Raw genomic sequence first — 17,139 nt, 5'->3', positions numbered from 1 at the left:
GGGTTAGTCCCCTGCGTTCAAATGGGCGACATCTTTGATGTCGTCTTCGGCTTCATGGCTGACGATCAGGCTGGAGGACTCGCCGGTCCAGACCCGCACAAATGCTTGGATAAAACGAAACAGCAAAAGCGCCATGCCAAAAGGCAGGATCGCATAAGGGATAAAGCGCGGCAGCTTTTCATATGCTTCGCCCTCGTTCATGAGCGGCTCGATAAAGGTGAGCCATTCAGGAAAGGGGATATCAATGACTTCGTACCACGCCTGATCACGGCTGTTGGCAAACCCTGTGGGGAACCAGCGCCCCGAGGTCGCATCAAGCCCCGCAAAAGGAGCCCAGTAGTCCCACGCGCCTTTGAAAACCAGCACGGCGTACAAAATACAGACCCCACCGGCCACCAGCGCAAGGATACGCCGAACACTTGGGCTGAACAGGTTGATCACGGCATCCACCCCCAGTTGGGCTGTGACCTTGACGGTATAGCTCACGCCGAACAGCACCAGCCACGCGAACAGAAAGGTGACTGCTTCAAGTCCCCAGATCAAACCGGTGTTAAAGCCGTAGCGCAACACAACGTTGATAAATGTGATGATTGTCATCAGACCAAGAAGAAGGGCAATTGCGGATTCTTCGATCTCGTTGACGATGCGGCCTAGGGCCGTTTTGGCTTCATATGCGTGGGCCATGAAACACTCCTGAGACAAGGGGCGCGCTGCTGCGCAAAAGCGTCACCCCGCCCGAAAGATCAGGCGGGGTGCATTTCAAGTTAAAGGTCTTAGTGGTTGGCGTTGATCGCCTGAGCCGCGTCGATGTTTTCCTGACCTACATCATCCAGGAATTCCTCCCAAACGGGCTTCATCGCCGTGACCCATGCTTCGCGCTGTGTCGCGTCCAGCTCACGCACAACGCCGCCTGCGGCAAGGATTTCCGCCTTGGCGGCCGCATTCACGCTTGCCGATTCAGAGTTCCGCGTTGCGGTCACTTCGTTCACGATGGTCACAAGCTGCTCGCGCACATCATCAGGCAGGCTGTCCATGAAGTCAGTCGAGGTCACCAGCATATAATCAAGCACACCGTGGTTGGTCTCGGTTGTGCCGTCCTGCACTTCAAAGAACTTCTGGCCGTAGATGTTGGACCATGTGTTTTCCTGACCGTCCACAACGCCTGTCTGCAAGGCACCGTATACTTCGGAGAATGCCATCGGCTGGGGCGAGGCACCCATCGCGGCCATCTGCGCTTTCAACACATCCGAGTTCTGCACGCGGAATTTCAAACCATCTGCATCATCGGGCAACAAAAGCGGCTTGCTGGCCGACATCTGCTTCATACCGTTATGCCAGAACGCCAGACCCAAAAGACCACGGCGCGTCATGGATTCCTTCATCGCCTGACCGGCTTCGGATGCTTGGAATTCGTCAACTGCATTGATGTTCTTGAACATGAATGGCAAATCGAAAATGCGGAATTTCTTGGTGAATTGTTCGAACTTGGACAGCGAAGGGGCCGCCATTTGCACGTCACCCTGCAGCAGCGCCTCGAGAACCTGATCATCGTTGTACAGCGTGGACTGCGGGAAAACTTCCATGCAGGCCTTGCCGTTCATCTCTTCGTTGACGCGGGTTTCCAACAGCGCCGCAGCGATGCCTTTCGGGTGCCTGTCGGTGTTGGTTACGTGGCTCAGCTTGATAACGATTTCGCCGTCATCGCAGGCCGCAATAGCAGTACCAGCGGACATGGTCATGGCCAGAACGGCCGCAGTGATAAACTTCATTTTAGTTCCTCCCGGGATCTTTTTATAACCGCGCCTTCACGCGTATGTGAGCGCACTATCCAACCTGCGCAGAAACAGCGCAAGAGCAGGTTACGCTGCGGGTGAAAATATTGTTGTTTCAGGGCGCTAACATTCGGGTTTATGCATTCTTGGCCCCGAGTTTGCGCCGCAATACCGGGCACCGACAGCGCCATGCAGCACCGTTTGAGGGGAATCACCGAACCACCGGGCCAACCGCCAAAGTTTTCTGACCGCCGCTGGCGAGTCTAATACATTCCCGCCACAGGGCCTCTTGCCTTCACCCGCCTAACAGCGTTTGCATGCGAGCTATGAAACATCTGTCCCAATCGCCCCATGATCCCGCGTTCATCCAGAACCCCTATCCGTTTTATGACCGCGCCCGTGCGGCGGGGCCGATTGTGTTCTGGGAAGACTACGGCATGCCTGCCGCTTTTGATGCGGGCACCGTGCAAGCATTGCTGCGCGACCGCCGGTTGGGCCGCGCGGTACCCGAAGCCGCCCGCAAGCCAGTTCCCGATCACATGGTGCCCTTTCACGCGGTCGAACAGCACTCCATGCTCGAACTTGAGCCCCCCGATCACACTCGCCTGCGCGGTCTGGTGCTGCGTGCCTTTACCTCGCGGCGCATCGCCAGCCTAAAACCCGACATCGAGGCCGTCACCGCCGAGCTTTTGACCAGTTTACCGCGCAATGCGCCCTTTGACCTGATCCCGCGATTCTGCGCCCTGCTGCCCGTGCGCATCATCGCACGGCTTTTGGGTGTGCCCGAGGCGATGTCGCCCGATTTGCTTCGGTGGTCGTCGGCCATGGTTGCCGTCTATCAGGCGGGCCGCAACCGCGCCATTGAAGAGGCCGCATCCCAAGCCGCACAGGAATTCGCCGACTTTCTCACCGCCTATATCGAAGAACGCAGGCAGCGCCCCGCAGATGATCTGATCACCCAATTGATCGCCGCCGAACAGGACGGCACACGGCTCAGCACTGCCGAGCTGATCGGAACATGTGTGCTACTGCTCAATGCCGGCCATGAGGCCACGGTGCATAGTCTGGGCAATGCCGTGGCTTGCCTGCTTGATCACAAAACCCCTATGGCGATGCTGATGCCCGATAAAATTGCAGGCACCTGCGAGGAATTACTACGCTATACGCCACCGCTGCATATGTTTGACCGCTATGTTTATGAGGATGTGACTTTGGGGGATGTGACATTGCCCGAGGGCGGTCGCATCGGGCTGGTCCTCGCAGCGGCGGGCCGTGATCCGGCCGTGTTCAGCGACCCTCACCGCTTTGCCCCGGAGCGTAGCCCCCACCCCCATGCTGCCTTTGGCGGCGGTCTGCATTTCTGTGTGGGCGCACCGCTGGCACGGATGGAGATGCAGATCGCCCTGCCCGCCTTGTTCGACGCCTTGCCAGACCTGCGCCTTGCCGCGACACCGCAATTTGCCGACAGCTATCATTTTCACAAACTGGACAAGCTGAGCGTCACCGCCTGACCTGACCTGCTGTCACAGCGGCAGCATGGTCGTCGATTTAATCTGTTCCATCGACAAAAGCGCCGTGACGTTATGCACCCGCACCTCTGAAATCAGCGCCTGATAGAATTTGTCATAAGCGCGCGCGTTCTCGACCCGCACCTTGAGGATATAGTCGATGTCCCCCGCCAGACGGTGGGCTTCTTGCACTTCGGGCCGGTCCTGCAAGGCCTTGAGAAAACGCGCCTGCCAATCGGCTTCATGCTCAGATGTACGGATCAACACAAAGAAACAGGCCTCGAACCCCAGCGTTTCAGCGTCCAGAACCACCGTATGCTGACCAATGATCCCCGCCTCGCGCATTTTACGAATCCGGTTCCACACCGGCGTCTTGGAAGAGCCGACCTCGCGGGCAATATCGTCCAGTGAGCGGCTTGCATCCTGCTGTAGGGCTGCAAGAATTTTCCGGTCTGTTTCATCTATACGGACATTCATTCCACAATTTCCTCATTTTCAGGCGCGCCGTTCTAACGGCCAGCCCATTCAGAACGTATGTCCTTATGTAGCGGGACATATAGCGAAATACACGAACAAAGTTCTATATTGGTACATGAGCAATAAGGACGGCCACATGGATCACTTTCCTATCTTCGTACAAACCGATGCCGCACGTATTATCGTGTCCGGCGGCGGCGATGCTGCGCTCGCCAAATTGCGCCTGTTGCTGAAAACCCGCGCAAAGATCACCGTTTTTGCAGCTGACGCTGCGCCCGAGATTGCCCAATGGCACGCTGCGGGTCAGCTCACGCTGGTCGGGCGTGCCATGGATTACGGCGATGCGGTTTGCGCCACGCTGTTCTACGGCGCAAACGAAGACGAGGCCGAGGATGCACGCACCGCCCATCTGGCGCGGACCTGTGGTGCCATGGTCAACATCGTCGACAACCTCGAAGACAGCCAGTTCATCACGCCTGCCATCGTAGACCGCGATCCTGTTACCATCGCTATTGGCACCGAAGGTGCGGCTCCTGTTTTGGCCCGTGCAATCAAGGCCGACTTAGAAGAGCGCCTGCCCCAAAGCCTTGGCACCTTGGCGCGTATTGGCAAAACCTTCCGCAAAGCGTCCTACGCACTGTCCTTTGGCCGTGCGCGTCGCGATTTCTGGCGCGCCTTCTATTTTGACGCGGGCCCCAAAGCGATCGCACAGGGCAAGGACAAGGTTCTGCCCGCCCTCGAAAGCTTGCTGAATATCCACCTGAACAAAACCGCACGCGAAGGCCATGTCGCCTTTGTTGGCGGTGGTCCCGGCGATCCCGAATTGCTGACCCTCAAGGCGCGCCGTGCGCTGGATGAGGCGGATGTGGTTATCTATGACCGTCTGATCACGCCGGAAATTCTGGAACTGGCCCGCCGTGAGGCCACCATGATCGACGTCGGCAAAGAAGGCTTTGGCGTGCATACGCCGCAGGAACATATCAACGCGCTGTTGGTTGAGCATGCACAGGCAGGCGCGCAGGTCGTGCGCCTGAAATCCGGGGATGCAACCGTGTTTGGCCGTTTGGACGAAGAAATTGATGCAGTTGACGCCCATAGCATCGGCTGGCACATCGTGCCTGGAATCACATCGGCCTCTGCCGCTGTGGCAACCATCGGGCAAAGCCTTACGCGGCGCGGGCGCAATGCGTCGGTGCGGTTCCTGACCGGCCATGACACACGCGGCTTTGCCGATCACGACTGGCACGCATTGGCCAAGCCCGGCGAAGTCGCCGCAATCTACATGGGCAAGAAATCCGCCCGTTTCATCCAAGGCCGCCTGCTGATGCACGGGGCCGACCGCCATACGCCGGTCACGGTGATCGAAAACGCTTCGCGCGTGGATCAACGTGTGCTGGAAACAACGCTGGACGCCCTGCCCGCCGCCCTTGAGGCTGCAAAGCTGGACGGCCCCGCACTCACCTTTCTCGGGCTGGCCCCGCGCGCCGCATTGGCCGCCGCCCCGACCATCAAAATCGAGGAATTCGCATAATGGCCAAGCCGTTCTCTCCTTCCGTCATTACCGCCAACGCGCTGCTTGAGGGTGATGTTATCTATTTGAACGGTAACGAATGGGTGCGCGATCTGGCCCAGGCCGAAGTGTTTACCGAAGAGCAAACCGCCAATACCCGAATGGCCGAGGCAGCCGCTCAGGCATCCGAAGTTGTCGGCGTGTACCTGATCAAGGTCGATACAACCGACGGCGAAATCCGCACCACCCACTTCCGCGAGGCGTTTCGCGCCAAAGGCCCTTCCAACTATGCCCACGGCAAACAGGAGCAATTCTGATGTACCATTACACCGATTTCGACGCCGCCTTTATCAAGGAACGCAACGCACAATTCCGCGCTCAGGTCGAGCGCCGCATCGACGGCTCGCTGACCGAGGATGAATTCAAGCCTTTGCGCCTGATGAACGGCCTGTACCTGCAATTGCACGCCTACATGCTGCGCGTGGCGATCCCTTATGGCACGCTCAACAGCCGCCAGATGCACAAGCTTGCCGATATCGCGACCAAGTGGGACAAGGGCTATGGCCACTTCACCACGCGCCAGAACATCCAGTACAACTGGCCTGAGCTGCGCGATGTGCCTGATATGCTGGATGCTTTGGGCGAAGTGAACATGCACGCGATCCAGACCTCGGGCAACACGATCCGCAACGTGACCGCTGACCACTTCTCGGGCGCTGCCGCCGATGAGATCGCCGATCCGCGCCCGATTGCCGAGCTGATCCGCCAGTGGTCCACCGACCATCCTGAGTTCCAGTTCCTGCCGCGCAAATTCAAGATCGCTGTCTCGGGCGCTGCCCATGACCGCGCGGTTGTGCGTGCCCATGACATCGGCCTGCGCATCGTCGAACGTGACGGCGAGCAAGGCTTTGAAGTCATCGTCGGTGGTGGCCTTGGCCGGACGCCAATGATCGGCAAAGTCCTGTATGATTTCGTCACCGCCGAAGACCTGCTGCCCACATTGGAGGCGATTGTCGCCGTCTATAACGTATTGGGCCGCCGTGATAATAAATACAAAGCACGGATCAAGATCACCGTGCACGAGAACGGCATCGAAGACATCCGCGCCCGCGTGGATGCGGCCTATGCCTTGGTCCGCTCGCAGTTCACCGGCATCGACCAACAAGCCCTGTCGCGTATCGAGGCAGATTTTGCCGCGCCTCAGTATAAGGTCGCGCCCACGGACGCCTATGATGCCGCCTATCAGAACGACCCGTTGTTCCGCTCGTGGGCGGACACAAACCTGAGCGCGCATAAGCAAAAAGATTACGCCATCGTCTCCATCAGCCTCAAGGCCCACGGCAAAACGCCCGGCGACGCCTCGGCTGAGCAGATGCACCTGATGGCGGATTTGGCCGCGCGCTATGGCCATGACGATATCCGGATCAGCCACGAGCAAAACGTGATCCTGCCGCATGTTCACAAAAGCTATCTGCCGTCGGTCTATGCCGCGCTGCGTGCACAGGGGCTGGGCACGGCCAACATCGGCCTGATCTCGGATATTATCGCCTGCCCCGGCATGGATTATTGCGCGCTGGCGACGGCCCGCTCGATCCCTGTGGCCCAGGAAATCGCCATGCGGTTTGACGAGCTCAAGCTCGAGCATGACGTAGGTCCGCTGCAGATCAAGATCTCGGGCTGCATCAACGCTTGTGGGCACCACCACGTGGGCCATATCGGTATTCTTGGCCTCGACCGTGCGGGTGTTGAAAACTATCAGGTCACACTGGGCGGGGACGCCACACAAGACGCAAATATCGGCGAACGCGCAGGCCCCGGTTTCTCATCCGAGGAAATCCTACCCGCGATCGAGCGTTTGGTGCATGGCTATCTTGAGCTGCGCGAAGACCGCAACGAGACGTTCATAGAGTGCTATAAACGCCTTGGTGCAGCGCCGTTCAAAGCGGCCCTTTACCCCGAAGCGCAATCAAATGCCGCTTGACCGAACACCGGCTGCGCCCCAATGGCGCAGTCATCCCATAGATAAATACGGCATGCATTTTGCATTGGGCGTAACTGCCCCGATGAACTCAGGAGCACGGACATGAGCGTGATTGTAACCGATAGCGGCTTTGCCGCAGATGACTGGACCGGCAATTTTTGCAGCGTCGGTGCCGCAAATGACAGCGTTGCACTGGATGTGCCTTCGGACATCATGCCCGACGACATCCCACTCACCGACGGGCTGCAAATGATCCGCGTTGATTTCCCGTCCAGCGCGGATGGACGCGGGTTCACCATTGCTTCCGGCCTGCGCTTGCGCGGATTTACCGGCCGTTTGCGCGCCCGTGGTCATGTTCTGGCCGACCAATATGCCATGGCCCGCCGCTGTGGTTTTGACGAAGTCGAAATCGACGATGATCTTGCCGCCCGCCAGCCAGAGCCACAATGGCTCGCGCGTGCCAACTGGAAAGAGCATCATTATCAGGCACGTCTGCGCGGATAATCGCACCGCGTATTGCGTGTCATCCTCCCATTACCTATGACAAGGACCGCGGGATCAAGCCCTGCGGAGCAACCATGACCGAGCAAAATACAGTGAACACACAGACAGCAAAAGCCGTCCCCACCCTGCCCGACGCCCAAACCGTCACTGCCGTGACACATTGGACGGACAGGTTGTTTTCATTCCGCGTCACACGCCCTGCAAGCATGCGCTTCCGCTCGGGTGAGTTTGTGATGATCGGCCTGATGGGCGACCCGCACCCCGAAACCGGCAAGGTAAAGCCGCTGCTGCGCGCCTATTCCATCGCCTCCCCTGCGTGGGACGACGAGCTGGAGTTCTATTCGATCAAAGTGCAGGACGGTCCGCTGACCTCCAAGCTGCAGCACATCAAAGTCGGCGATGAAATCATCCTGCGCCCCAAGCCCGTTGGCACGCTGGTGCATGACGCGCTGCTGCCTGGCAAACGCATCTGGTTCTTCTCCACAGGTACCGGATTTGCACCATTCGCATCCTTGCTGCGCGAGCCCGAGACCTATGAAAACTATGACGAAGTCATCGTCACCCACACCTGCCGCGATGTGGCCGAGCTGGAATATTCCCGCAAACTGATCGAAGACCTGAAGGCCGACGAGATGATGCAGGAATTGATCGGCACCGAAAACCTTGCCAAGATTCGCTACTACCCAACCACCACGCGGGAACAAAGCCCAAAGATGGGCCGTATCACCACCCTGCTGGAAGATGGCACAGTATTTGCCGATCTGGGCATTGAAGGCATCAACGTCGAGACAGACCGCGCGATGGTTTGCGGCTCCATGGGGCTGAACACAGACATCAAACGCATCCTCGAAGGTTTTGGCCTTGTCGAAGGCGCAAACTCGGACCCGCAACACTATGTGGTTGAAAAAGCCTTCGTCGGTTAAATCCGGCTACAAGAATTGACATCGCCCGCCGGCTCAGGCGCTATTGGGCGATGTCTTATCTCAAATCCCACTGGCAGCTCCTGGCCCTGACGGCAGTTATATTTGCCCTGTGGCAAACGCCTGTGGTCATACCCCTCAAGATTCTGGTCGTTTTCCTGCACGAGCTGTCGCATGCGCTTGCCGCTTGGTTGACCGGCGGCTCGGTCACGCAGATTTCGCTATCGCCGCAACAGGGCGGCTTTGCCATCACGCGGGGCGGCAATGTGTTCGTGATCCTTTCGGCGGGGTATCTTGGATCGTTGTTGTTGGGGGTGGCGCTGTTAATGACCGCCCTGCGCAGCCAAATGGACCGCATGGTGATCGCGGGGCTGGGTATAGTGATGGCATTGGTTACGGTTTTCTATGTGCGCGATCTGTTTGCAGTGGCCTTTTGCACCATCGGCGCGGCGGCACTGATCGCGATGGCGCGTTTTCTTGGCCATGCGGCCAATGACATGACCCTGCGGGTGATCGGGTTAAGCAGTATGATCTATGTGCCCTATGACATCTATGATGACACGATCGCACGGCGCCGTGTCCAATCGGATGCACAGATGTTGGCAGATAACTTCGGCGGCACTGCGGCCATATGGGGTGGGCTATGGCTGTTGGTGAGCGTTGCGGTGATTATATGGTGCCTGCGGCGCGGCCTTGGCAGCACAAGTAATCTTACCCTGAGCCCATGAAAAAAGCCGCCTCCCTTTCGGGAAGCGGCCCTAATCGCATCGCTACGACGTTGACTTACATGCCAAGCGCGAGGCGAATTTTCTCGAGTGCTGCTGACAGCAATTCGGGGTTGTTCTGCGCCGACTGAAGACCCTGTGTCAGGACAGTCTTTTGCACTGCACCCAGCTCGGAGTTGTTCACAAGCTCTGTCACCTGACCCAGATCAAAGCCGTCCACGGTCAGCAACTGGGAAACAGCCGCTTCGGTGGCCGCATCTGCGGTGCCTTCTGCGATCTCGGTCGCAACAGTTTCTGTATCAACCGCCGCAGCTGCAGCATCGGCCGCTGCTTCGTTTGCGGCTTCATTGGCTGCATCTGCTGCTTGGGTTGCCGTGTCGGTTACAGCTGTTGCCGTGTCGGTTACAGCTGTTGCTGCGTCTGCGGCTTCTTCTGCTGCATTCTCACCGGCACCTGTGATTGTATCAATCGCAGAGTTCGCAGTTGCATCACCAAGATCGGCTGCTGTGTCTGCTTCGGCTTCCACCGCGGCGTCAACTTCGGTGTCAACGGTCGCCTCAGGAGCATCCGCGCCTGTTACCGCGTCAACGGCATCATCAACTGCGCCTGTTGCGGCATCTGTGGCCTCGGCGGCTGCATCTGCAGCGGCTGTGCCCGCATCTGTTGCGGCATCGACAGCGTCAGAAGTTGCGTCAGCCACGGCATCGGCAGCGTCTGTTGCTGTTTCGCTTACCGCGTCAACGGTGCTTTCTGCGGCTTCTGTCACGGCATCGGCCGCATCGGTTGCGACATCTGCTACAGCATCCGCTGCATCAGAGGTTGCTTCCGCCGCAGCATCAACCACATCGGATGCTGCTTCGCTGGTCGCCTGCGCGGCGGCTGTTGCTGTTTCGCTCACGTCAGCGGCGACATCCTGCACACTGCGACCGGAATAGAGCAGATAGCCCCCGAACGCGATAACCGCTGCAATAACGATCCAAACTAGATTCTTCATATTTTATTCCCTTCAGTTGATGCATTCTGTAACATTCTTCACAGATGCTTAACATTGGTGCTGAAATGCGCTGCCAGCCGGACCGGTTCAAGGGGAAAACGCGCGAGTTTGCCCAAAGCTTGCATCAATTACACCTTGAAGGGCACGGCGCAGGTGTTTACTTTGTGTAATCGTTAAAACAACAATCAAAGGACGACCATCATCGCTCGCAGACCCCATAACGCACCGCCGCAACGAGACACCGGCCCGCGCGTCAATGAAAATATCCGCACCTCTGAGATTCGCCTGATCGGCGCCGATGGCGAGAACGTCGGCGTTGTGTCCCCTGCCCGCGCCATGGTCATGGCAGACGAGGCTGGCCTTGATCTGGTCGAGATTTCGCCAAACGCCAACCCGCCCGTGTGCAAGATCATGGATTTTGGCAAATTCAAATACGAGACGCAAAAGCGCGAAGCCGAAGCGCGCAAAAAGCAGAAGATCATCGAGATCAAAGAGGTCAAGTTCCGTCCCAATACGGATACGAACGACTATGATGTGAAGATGCGCAACGTCTATAAATTTCTCGAAAACGGCGACAAGGTGAAAGTCACCCTGCGTTTCCGTGGCCGTGAAATGGCGCACCAGAACCTTGGTCGTGAATTGCTGGAACGGGTTGCCGCTGACACCAAAGAGCACGGCAAGGTCGAAAACTTCCCGAAAATGGAAGGCCGCCAGATGGTCATGCTGATCGGGCCACTGCCGAAATAACAGCGCAAAACCGCTGTGCTGGCGTTACCAGCCGCATTTATTCAAACAGCCGCGCAACTTGCGCGGCTGTTTTGGTTTTATGGGTTCACTGGTCTAACCTGCAATCGCAGCAACCGCCCGTTTGGTCATGACGCCGACCAAATGCGCACGGTAGGTGCCCGTGCCGTGCAGATCGCTGATCATATCGGATCCGTTTGCAGACAGGCCCGCCACCACATCAGCTGTGAAAGAGGCGCTCAATGCTTCTTCGGCCTCGGTCCAACGGTACACGCCTTCCTCTGACGCGCCGGTTACGGCAACCCGCACGCCATCGGCAAATTTTGCCACAAAGACCGCCACCAGCGGAAACCGCGAGGCGGGCTGGATGTGTTTTTCGTAATGAGCCGCTTGCGGGACGGGAAAGCGGATCTCGGTCACGATTTCACCTTCCTCCAGCGCGGTATCGAACATCCCTTGAAAGTAATCATCCGCCACGATTTCGCGTTTGTTCGTGACGACCGTCGCCCCCGAGGCCAGCACCGCCGCCGGATAGCAGGCGGATGGATCATTATTCGCAACCGAGCCGCCAATAGTCCCGCGATTGCGCACCGCAGGGTCACCAATACGCGCGGCAAGCGACGCAAGGCCGGGGTATTCCGGCACGCCTGCCGCGACAGTTGCATGTGTTGTCGCACCGCCGATGCAAATCTCGCCGGCATCGTTTTTGCGGATGCCTTTCATCTCGGCAATACCCGTCAATGACACCAGCACTGAGGGGGCGGCCAGACGGGCCTTCAGCGTCGGGATCAGCGTCTGCCCCCCGCTCAAGGGTTGCGCCTCATCGCGGCCCAGCGCCGACACCGCATCGGCAATGGTTGTCGGCATTTCCACATCAAAGTTATACATATCGTTTTCCTTTCACGCAGCGCAGGGTGGCTGTTGGCCCCCTCCGCCCGCTTTCAAATCCGTTTCAGCACGCAAGTGCAACGCACCGCGCCCATGGGCTTAGCTGTTCATCGCCTCCCAGACGCGCGCAGGCGATACCGGCATGTCGATATGCCCGATGTCCTTGCCGCCTGATCGCATCGCATCCAGCACCGCGTTCACCACCGAGGGCGGAGAGCCAATGGCCCCCGCTTCGCCGCAGCCTTTCACGCCCAGCGGATTGTGGGTGCAGGGGGTCTGGCACGAATGGTCCACATCGAACATCGGCAAATCGCTGGCGCGCGGCATGGCATAATCCATATAGCTCGCGCTTAGCAGTTGGCCGTTGCTGTCATAGGCGCAGTTTTCCAGCAGAGCCTGACCGATCCCTTGGGCCAGCCCGCCGTGCACCTGCCCTGTGACAATCATCGGGTTCACGACATTGCCAAAATCATCCGCCGCCCAGAACCGTTCAATCGTGACCACGCCGGTCTCGGGGTCCAGCTCCACCTCGCAGGCATAGGCACCGGAGGGGTAGGTAAAGTTGCTAGGGTCATAAAAGGCCGTTTCCTCCAGACCGGGTTCGATCTCTTCCAGCGGATAGTTATGCGGCACATAGGCCGCCAGCGTGACATCCCCCCAAGCCACGGATTTATCCGTGCCCGCAATGGTGAAGGCACCGTCTTTCAGCTCAACATCCGCTTCCGAGGCTTCCAGCAGGTGACTGGCGATCTTGGTAGCCTTGGCGATGATTTTCTCGGTCGCCCGAACCATGGCCGATCCCCCCACCGCAAGCGAGCGCGAGCCATAGGTGCCCATGCCCATAGGCGTGTTGGCCGTATCCCCATGCACGATCTCGACCATGTCCTCAGGAATGCCGATCATATCAGCAACCACTTGGGCAAAGGAGGTCTCATGCCCCTGCCCGTGGCTGTGGCTACCGGTCATCACCACTAGACCGCCGGTCGCGTTGACCCGCACGGTGCAGCTTTCAAACAGCCCAGCGCGCGCGCCAAGTTGCCCGACAAGGTTGCTAGGCGCGATGCCGCAGGCCTCGATGTAGCAATTCACGCCAAAGCCGCGCAGCAGCCCCTTGGCCTCACTTGCCTTGCGCCGATCCGCAAAGCCCGCGATGTCGGCCATTTCCTCAAGTCTGTCCATCGTCGCCACGTAATCGCCGGTGTCATATTCCACCGCCACAGGCGTGGCATAGGGGAACTCCATAACGAAATTCTGCCGCCGCAGTTTTATCGGGTCCACACCCAGTTCATGTGCCGCTTTGTCCACCAACCGCTCAAGCTGGTAGGTCGCCTCGGGCCGCCCAGCGCCGCGGTAGGCATCTACAGGCACGGTGTTGGTAAATACTGCCTTCACATTCACATAGATCAACGGCGTCTTGTAGTTACCCGCCATAAGCGTGCCATGCAGCCATGTGGGCACCGATGGCGCAAAGGTGCTAAGATAGGCCCCCATATTGGCGTAAGTATCTGTGCGCAGCGCGGTAAAGTTATTATCCGCATCCAGCGCCAGCTCGATCTTGGTGACGTGATCACGGCCATGGGCGTCTGACATGAATGCCTCAGACCGGCTTGAGGTCCATTTCACGGCGCGGTTACATGCTTTGGCAGCAAAGGTGACGAACGCTTCTTCCTGATAGTGGAAAATCTTGGTGCCAAAGCCGCCGCCCACATCAGGGGCCACAACCCGCAGCTTATGCTCGGGGATGCCCAGCACAAAGGCCCCCATCAACAGCCGGATCACATGGGGGTTCTGGCTGGTGGTATAAAGCGTATGGTCCCCTGTGCCACGGGCATAATCACCCACGGCGACGCGTGGCTCCATCGGGTTGGCCACAAGACGGTTGTTCACCAGTTCCAGCGTGGTCACATGGGCGGCGTTTTTGAACGCTTCGTCCACAGCGCCCTTATTCTCTTCGACAAAGCCCCAGTCATAGCACAGGTTGCTGGTCAGATCGTCATGCACCTTGGGGGCACCGGCCTTAACGGCTTCTTTCATATCCACCACGGCGGGTAGCTCGTCTATATCGACCATAATCGCCTCGGCAGCATCGCGGGCTTGCTCCAGCGTCTCGGCGACAACGGCGGCGATGGGTTCGCCCACATGGCGAACCTTACCATGGGCCAGCACAGGATGGCGTGGCTCTTGCATCGGCTCCCCGTGCTTGTCGGTGACCTGCCAGCCACAAGGGACCGACCCTACGGCTTCGAAATCCGCGCCGGTAAAGATGCGAACAACCCCCTCCATGCCCTCGGCCGCCGAGGTGTCCACGCTGTTGAGCGTGCCATGTGCGATGTCCGAGCGCAGGAAATAGACATAGGCCTGCCCGTTTACATTAATGTCATCTGTGTAATTGCCGTCTCCGGTCAAAAACCGGATGTCTTCGCGCCGTTTGCTGCTGGCGCCGATACCGCTGTCCTTTGGCATTATCATTCCTCCCGTGATGATGCGCCTGATCTGCACATCCTGTCTGATGCGGATGATACCGCGTGCTGCACCCCGCCTCCCCGCGGGCTACGGCGCTTATTCAGCCGCGATTGCGCTGACGTCCTGCCCAGAGGCCGCCATGATCGCTTTGACGATGTTGTGGTAACCGGTGCAGCGGCAGATGTTGCCGTCAAGATAATCACGCACCTCTGTTTCGCTTGGCTTGGGGTTGTCTTTCAACAGGGCCGCCGCAGACATAACCATCCCCGGAGTGCAGAACCCGCATTGCAGACCGTGGTGATCCTGAAACGCCTGCTGGATGGTGTTGAGCGTCCCGTCAGGGGCGGCCTGCCCCTCGATGGTGGCCACATCGGCACCTTGCGCCTCAACCGCCAACATCGTGCAGGATTTCACGGCTTCGCCATTCACATGTACCACGCAAGCGCCGCATTGGCTGGTGTCACAGCCCACATGTGTGCCGGTCAGCCCCATCGTATCGCGCAAAAACTGCACCAACAGGGTTCGGCCCTCCACCTCTCCCTTGGCGGATTTGCCATTCACGGTCATATTAACCTGTGTCATGTATGTCCTCCCAGACTGGTCAACTTGTGTTGTGTTAACGAGTTAAGCATGACACCGCCGTTATGAGAACAAAAAATTTCGCCCCTCACGCGAACCTTATATCATTCATGCTTCTGGCGCGGGTGCGGTCGTGTAAGGATTTCTTTCAGCAAACCACCCACGCCCATCGCTGCAATATCCGCCGATGTAACCTCTATCCCGCAGATCACACGCGACAGCACCCAATCCGCCCCGTTCAGTGCAGGCGAGCGTGCGCAGCCCGGCAATCCGATCACCTGCTGTGTCCCCGACAGGGGCGTGTCGCGCCGTCCCAGAAACAACAAATTACCCGGATCAACCGGCATACCAAAGCGCGTCACCTCCCCACCCGCATGGCGCAGCGCCGAAGGGGCCACATCATGAATATCCGAGGTGGCAGAACCGGTGAGGATCAACACCAACGATGTCTGCGCCTTCTCGATTGCCGCCTTTAGCGCCTGTTCGCTATGGGGCACCAGCACAACAGCCGCCAACGCCACGCCAAGCGCAGTCAGCCGCGCCTCGATTGCGGCGCGCCCCTTGTCCCCCGCACCACCCGGTATTTCGCTGACAATCAACGTGGCTTGCCTATGAACCGCGGCGGCCAGACCTATGGCACCTTGCGCGACACTCACCGCCTGCGCCAGCGCGGTCTGTGGCACCGCATAAGAGATCACCTTGATCGTTGCGACCATATCCCCGCCACGCAGCTGGTGATGGGCGGGCACGGTCGCAACGGTGATCATCGGGTCAATGGCGTTCACCGCGCCTATGGCATCCGTATCCAGCACAGCCACACCTGCGCCTTGTGCAATAAGGTTCACCCGTCCGGTAAAGGGCCGCGTCGCCTCGAACCCGCGTTTGCCTGTGATCAGGCCTTGCGCCAGTGCCTCTGCGGCAGCGTTTTCATTCACGTCCCCCTGCTCAAGCCGGGCCACGGTGATTTGCGTGATGTGCGCCGCCTCGAGGGCTGTGATGTCGCGGGCGGTTAGCACATGCCCCTTGCGCAGCCGCCCCTCTGGCAACGCCACAGAATGTGCCAATACCGCACCGCAAGCCTGTTGCACCGGAACGGGCCCGAACTTCATGGGGCGCGCAGGGCTTCGATCATTTGTGCCAGAATCGACACGGCAATTTCGGCGGGACCGCTCGCCTTGATGTTGAGCCCCACAGGGCCGTTGATCCGCGCAATAGCATCTGCGGCAAATCCTGCCTCGTCCAGCCGCGCCACCCGCGCCGCATGGGTGCGGGTCGATCCCAGCGCGCCGATGTAGAAGGCTCCGCTGCGCAGCCCCACATGCAGTGCCGGATCATCCAGTTTCGGATCATGTGTCAGCAGCACCAGCGCCGTGCGTGTATCCAGACCAATCGCCTCAAGCGCGGCATCAGGCCAGTCATTGACCAGCTTGGCGTCCGGGAAGCGCGCAACCGAGCCGAAAGCCTCGCGCGGGTCCACCACAATCGCGTCAAACCCCGCGATCTGCGCCATAGGCACCAACGCTTGTGCAATATGCACCGCCCCGACCACCACCAGCCGCAAGGGCGGGTTGTGAATGGCGACAAAGCTCTGCCCGTCGTCCTCCAGCCCCGAGCGGTCGGCGCGAAAGCGGTCCTCATGCCCCTGTTCTTGTAAATGGCGTGCGCTGCCATCCAAGGCGGTGACATAGGCCACCGGCACGCGGGCAGCGCGCGCGGCAACCAAAGCCTTTAGCATATCAAGCGGCATACCACCTTCGCCTATGGGTTCGACCAGCACACGGATTGTCCCCCCACAGGCCAGACCAACCGCAAAAGCATCGCCGTCACTGATCCCGTATTCCAATAGCCTGACCGCGCCCTCCTCCAATGCCTCTAACGCTTCGAGCACCACAGCGCCCTCGACACACCCGCCAGAGACAGAGCCTTCCATCTCTCCCGCGGAAGAGACAACCATCTGCGCGCCCACACGCCGCGGCGCCGAGCCCCATGTCTCGATGACAGTGGCAAGTGCCGCGGCTTTGCCCGCGCCGATCCATGCAAGCGCCTGTTCGGGCGCGCCATTGAGACTCTTCAT

At 59.0% G+C, this 17,139-nt stretch carries 17 protein-coding genes; 8 read left to right on the top strand and 9 right to left on the bottom strand.

All coding sequences use genetic code 11. The features are described 5' to 3' along the window. Positions 1-3: 3 nt before the first annotated feature. Positions 4-684: a TRAP transporter small permease gene (locus ABJM03_RS01740; protein WP_348415158.1), complete on the bottom strand. Its 681-nt coding sequence runs from the start codon at positions 682-684 to the stop codon at positions 4-6. A gap of 89 nt (positions 685-773) precedes the next feature. Continuing rightward, a complete protein-coding gene (locus ABJM03_RS01735) occupies positions 774-1,769 on the bottom strand; it encodes a DctP family TRAP transporter solute-binding subunit (protein WP_348415157.1) in 996 nt (331 codons plus the stop codon). 329 nt (positions 1,770-2,098) lie between these two features. Here ABJM03_RS01735 and ABJM03_RS01730 point away from each other — a divergent pair, with 329 nt between their 5' ends. After that, on the top strand, positions 2,099-3,283 hold the full coding sequence (locus ABJM03_RS01730; protein ID WP_348415156.1) for a cytochrome P450: 1,185 nt from the start codon (positions 2,099-2,101) through the stop codon (positions 3,281-3,283). A gap of 12 nt (positions 3,284-3,295) precedes the next feature. Here ABJM03_RS01730 and ABJM03_RS01725 read toward each other — a convergent pair whose 3' ends face one another. Further along, on the bottom strand, positions 3,296-3,757 hold the full coding sequence (locus tag ABJM03_RS01725; RefSeq protein WP_348415155.1) for an Lrp/AsnC family transcriptional regulator: 462 nt from the start codon (positions 3,755-3,757) through the stop codon (positions 3,296-3,298). 136 nt (positions 3,758-3,893) lie between these two features. On the opposite strand from ABJM03_RS01725, the gene cysG reads away from it, so the two are divergent. The 6 genes from cysG to ABJM03_RS01695 all read left to right on the top strand — a co-directional run bounded on the left by cysG (position 3,894) and on the right by ABJM03_RS01695 (position 9,400). Continuing rightward, a complete protein-coding gene (gene cysG, locus ABJM03_RS01720) occupies positions 3,894-5,288 on the top strand; it encodes a siroheme synthase CysG (RefSeq protein ID WP_348415154.1) in 1,395 nt (464 codons plus the stop codon). Continuing rightward, positions 5,288-5,584 carry a DUF2849 domain-containing protein gene (locus tag ABJM03_RS01715; RefSeq protein ID WP_348415153.1) on the top strand — a complete coding sequence of 99 codons (297 nt, stop codon included), beginning with the start codon at positions 5,288-5,290 and terminating at the stop codon, positions 5,582-5,584. The genes cysG and ABJM03_RS01715 overlap by 1 nt, the downstream gene beginning before the upstream one ends. After that, a complete protein-coding gene (locus ABJM03_RS01710; protein WP_348415152.1) occupies positions 5,584-7,248 on the top strand; it encodes a nitrite/sulfite reductase in 1,665 nt (554 codons plus the stop codon). The genes ABJM03_RS01715 and ABJM03_RS01710 overlap by 1 nt, the downstream gene beginning before the upstream one ends. A 102-nt stretch (positions 7,249-7,350) precedes the next feature. Next, positions 7,351-7,752 (top strand): DUF934 domain-containing protein, encoded by a 402-nt coding sequence (locus ABJM03_RS01705; RefSeq protein WP_348415150.1) that lies wholly within the window; start codon positions 7,351-7,353, stop codon positions 7,750-7,752. 74 nt (positions 7,753-7,826) lie between these two features. Continuing rightward, entirely contained in the window at positions 7,827-8,675 is an 849-nt protein-coding gene (locus tag ABJM03_RS01700; protein ID WP_348415148.1) for a ferredoxin--NADP reductase, read from the top strand. 50 nt (positions 8,676-8,725) lie between these two features. Next, positions 8,726-9,400 carry a M50 family metallopeptidase gene (locus ABJM03_RS01695; protein ID WP_348415146.1) on the top strand — a complete coding sequence of 225 codons (675 nt, stop codon included), beginning with the start codon at positions 8,726-8,728 and terminating at the stop codon, positions 9,398-9,400. A 55-nt stretch (positions 9,401-9,455) separates the two neighbouring features. Here the strand turns inward: ABJM03_RS01695 and ABJM03_RS01690 are convergent, their stop codons facing one another. After that, a complete protein-coding gene (locus tag ABJM03_RS01690) occupies positions 9,456-10,391 on the bottom strand; it encodes a translation initiation factor 3 (RefSeq protein ID WP_348415145.1) in 936 nt (311 codons plus the stop codon). Positions 10,392-10,592: 201 nt separating this feature from the next. Between ABJM03_RS01690 and infC the strand changes: the two genes are divergently transcribed. Then, on the top strand, positions 10,593-11,138 hold the full coding sequence (gene infC / locus ABJM03_RS01685; protein ID WP_348415222.1) for a translation initiation factor IF-3: 546 nt from the start codon (positions 10,593-10,595) through the stop codon (positions 11,136-11,138). A 93-nt stretch (positions 11,139-11,231) separates the two neighbouring features. Here infC and ABJM03_RS01680 read toward each other — a convergent pair whose 3' ends face one another. From ABJM03_RS01680 to ABJM03_RS01660, 5 genes are all read right to left on the bottom strand, one after another. After that, the gene (locus tag ABJM03_RS01680; protein WP_348415144.1) at positions 11,232-12,023 is read right to left on the bottom strand and encodes a xanthine dehydrogenase family protein subunit M; all 792 of its coding nucleotides are present in this window, start codon (positions 12,021-12,023) and stop codon (positions 11,232-11,234) included. A 99-nt stretch (positions 12,024-12,122) separates the two neighbouring features. After that, positions 12,123-14,486 carry a xanthine dehydrogenase family protein molybdopterin-binding subunit gene (locus tag ABJM03_RS01675; RefSeq protein ID WP_348415143.1) on the bottom strand — a complete coding sequence of 788 codons (2,364 nt, stop codon included), beginning with the start codon at positions 14,484-14,486 and terminating at the stop codon, positions 12,123-12,125. A gap of 96 nt (positions 14,487-14,582) precedes the next feature. Next, positions 14,583-15,068 (bottom strand): (2Fe-2S)-binding protein, encoded by a 486-nt coding sequence (locus tag ABJM03_RS01670; protein WP_348415142.1) that lies wholly within the window; start codon positions 15,066-15,068, stop codon positions 14,583-14,585. A 101-nt stretch (positions 15,069-15,169) separates the two neighbouring features. Then, positions 15,170-16,174 carry a molybdopterin-binding protein gene (locus ABJM03_RS01665; RefSeq protein ID WP_348415141.1) on the bottom strand — a complete coding sequence of 335 codons (1,005 nt, stop codon included), beginning with the start codon at positions 16,172-16,174 and terminating at the stop codon, positions 15,170-15,172. Then, the gene (locus tag ABJM03_RS01660; protein ID WP_348415139.1) at positions 16,171-17,139 is read right to left on the bottom strand and encodes an XdhC family protein; all 969 of its coding nucleotides are present in this window, start codon (positions 17,137-17,139) and stop codon (positions 16,171-16,173) included. The genes ABJM03_RS01665 and ABJM03_RS01660 overlap by 4 nt, the downstream gene beginning before the upstream one ends.

The sequence above is a fragment of the Sulfitobacter sp. genome, assembly GCF_039977885.1.
Taxonomy (GTDB): Bacteria; Pseudomonadota; Alphaproteobacteria; order Rhodobacterales; family Rhodobacteraceae; genus Sulfitobacter.
Note: the sequence above shows the minus strand (reverse complement) of the source record. Positions and strands in the feature narration are given on the sequence as shown.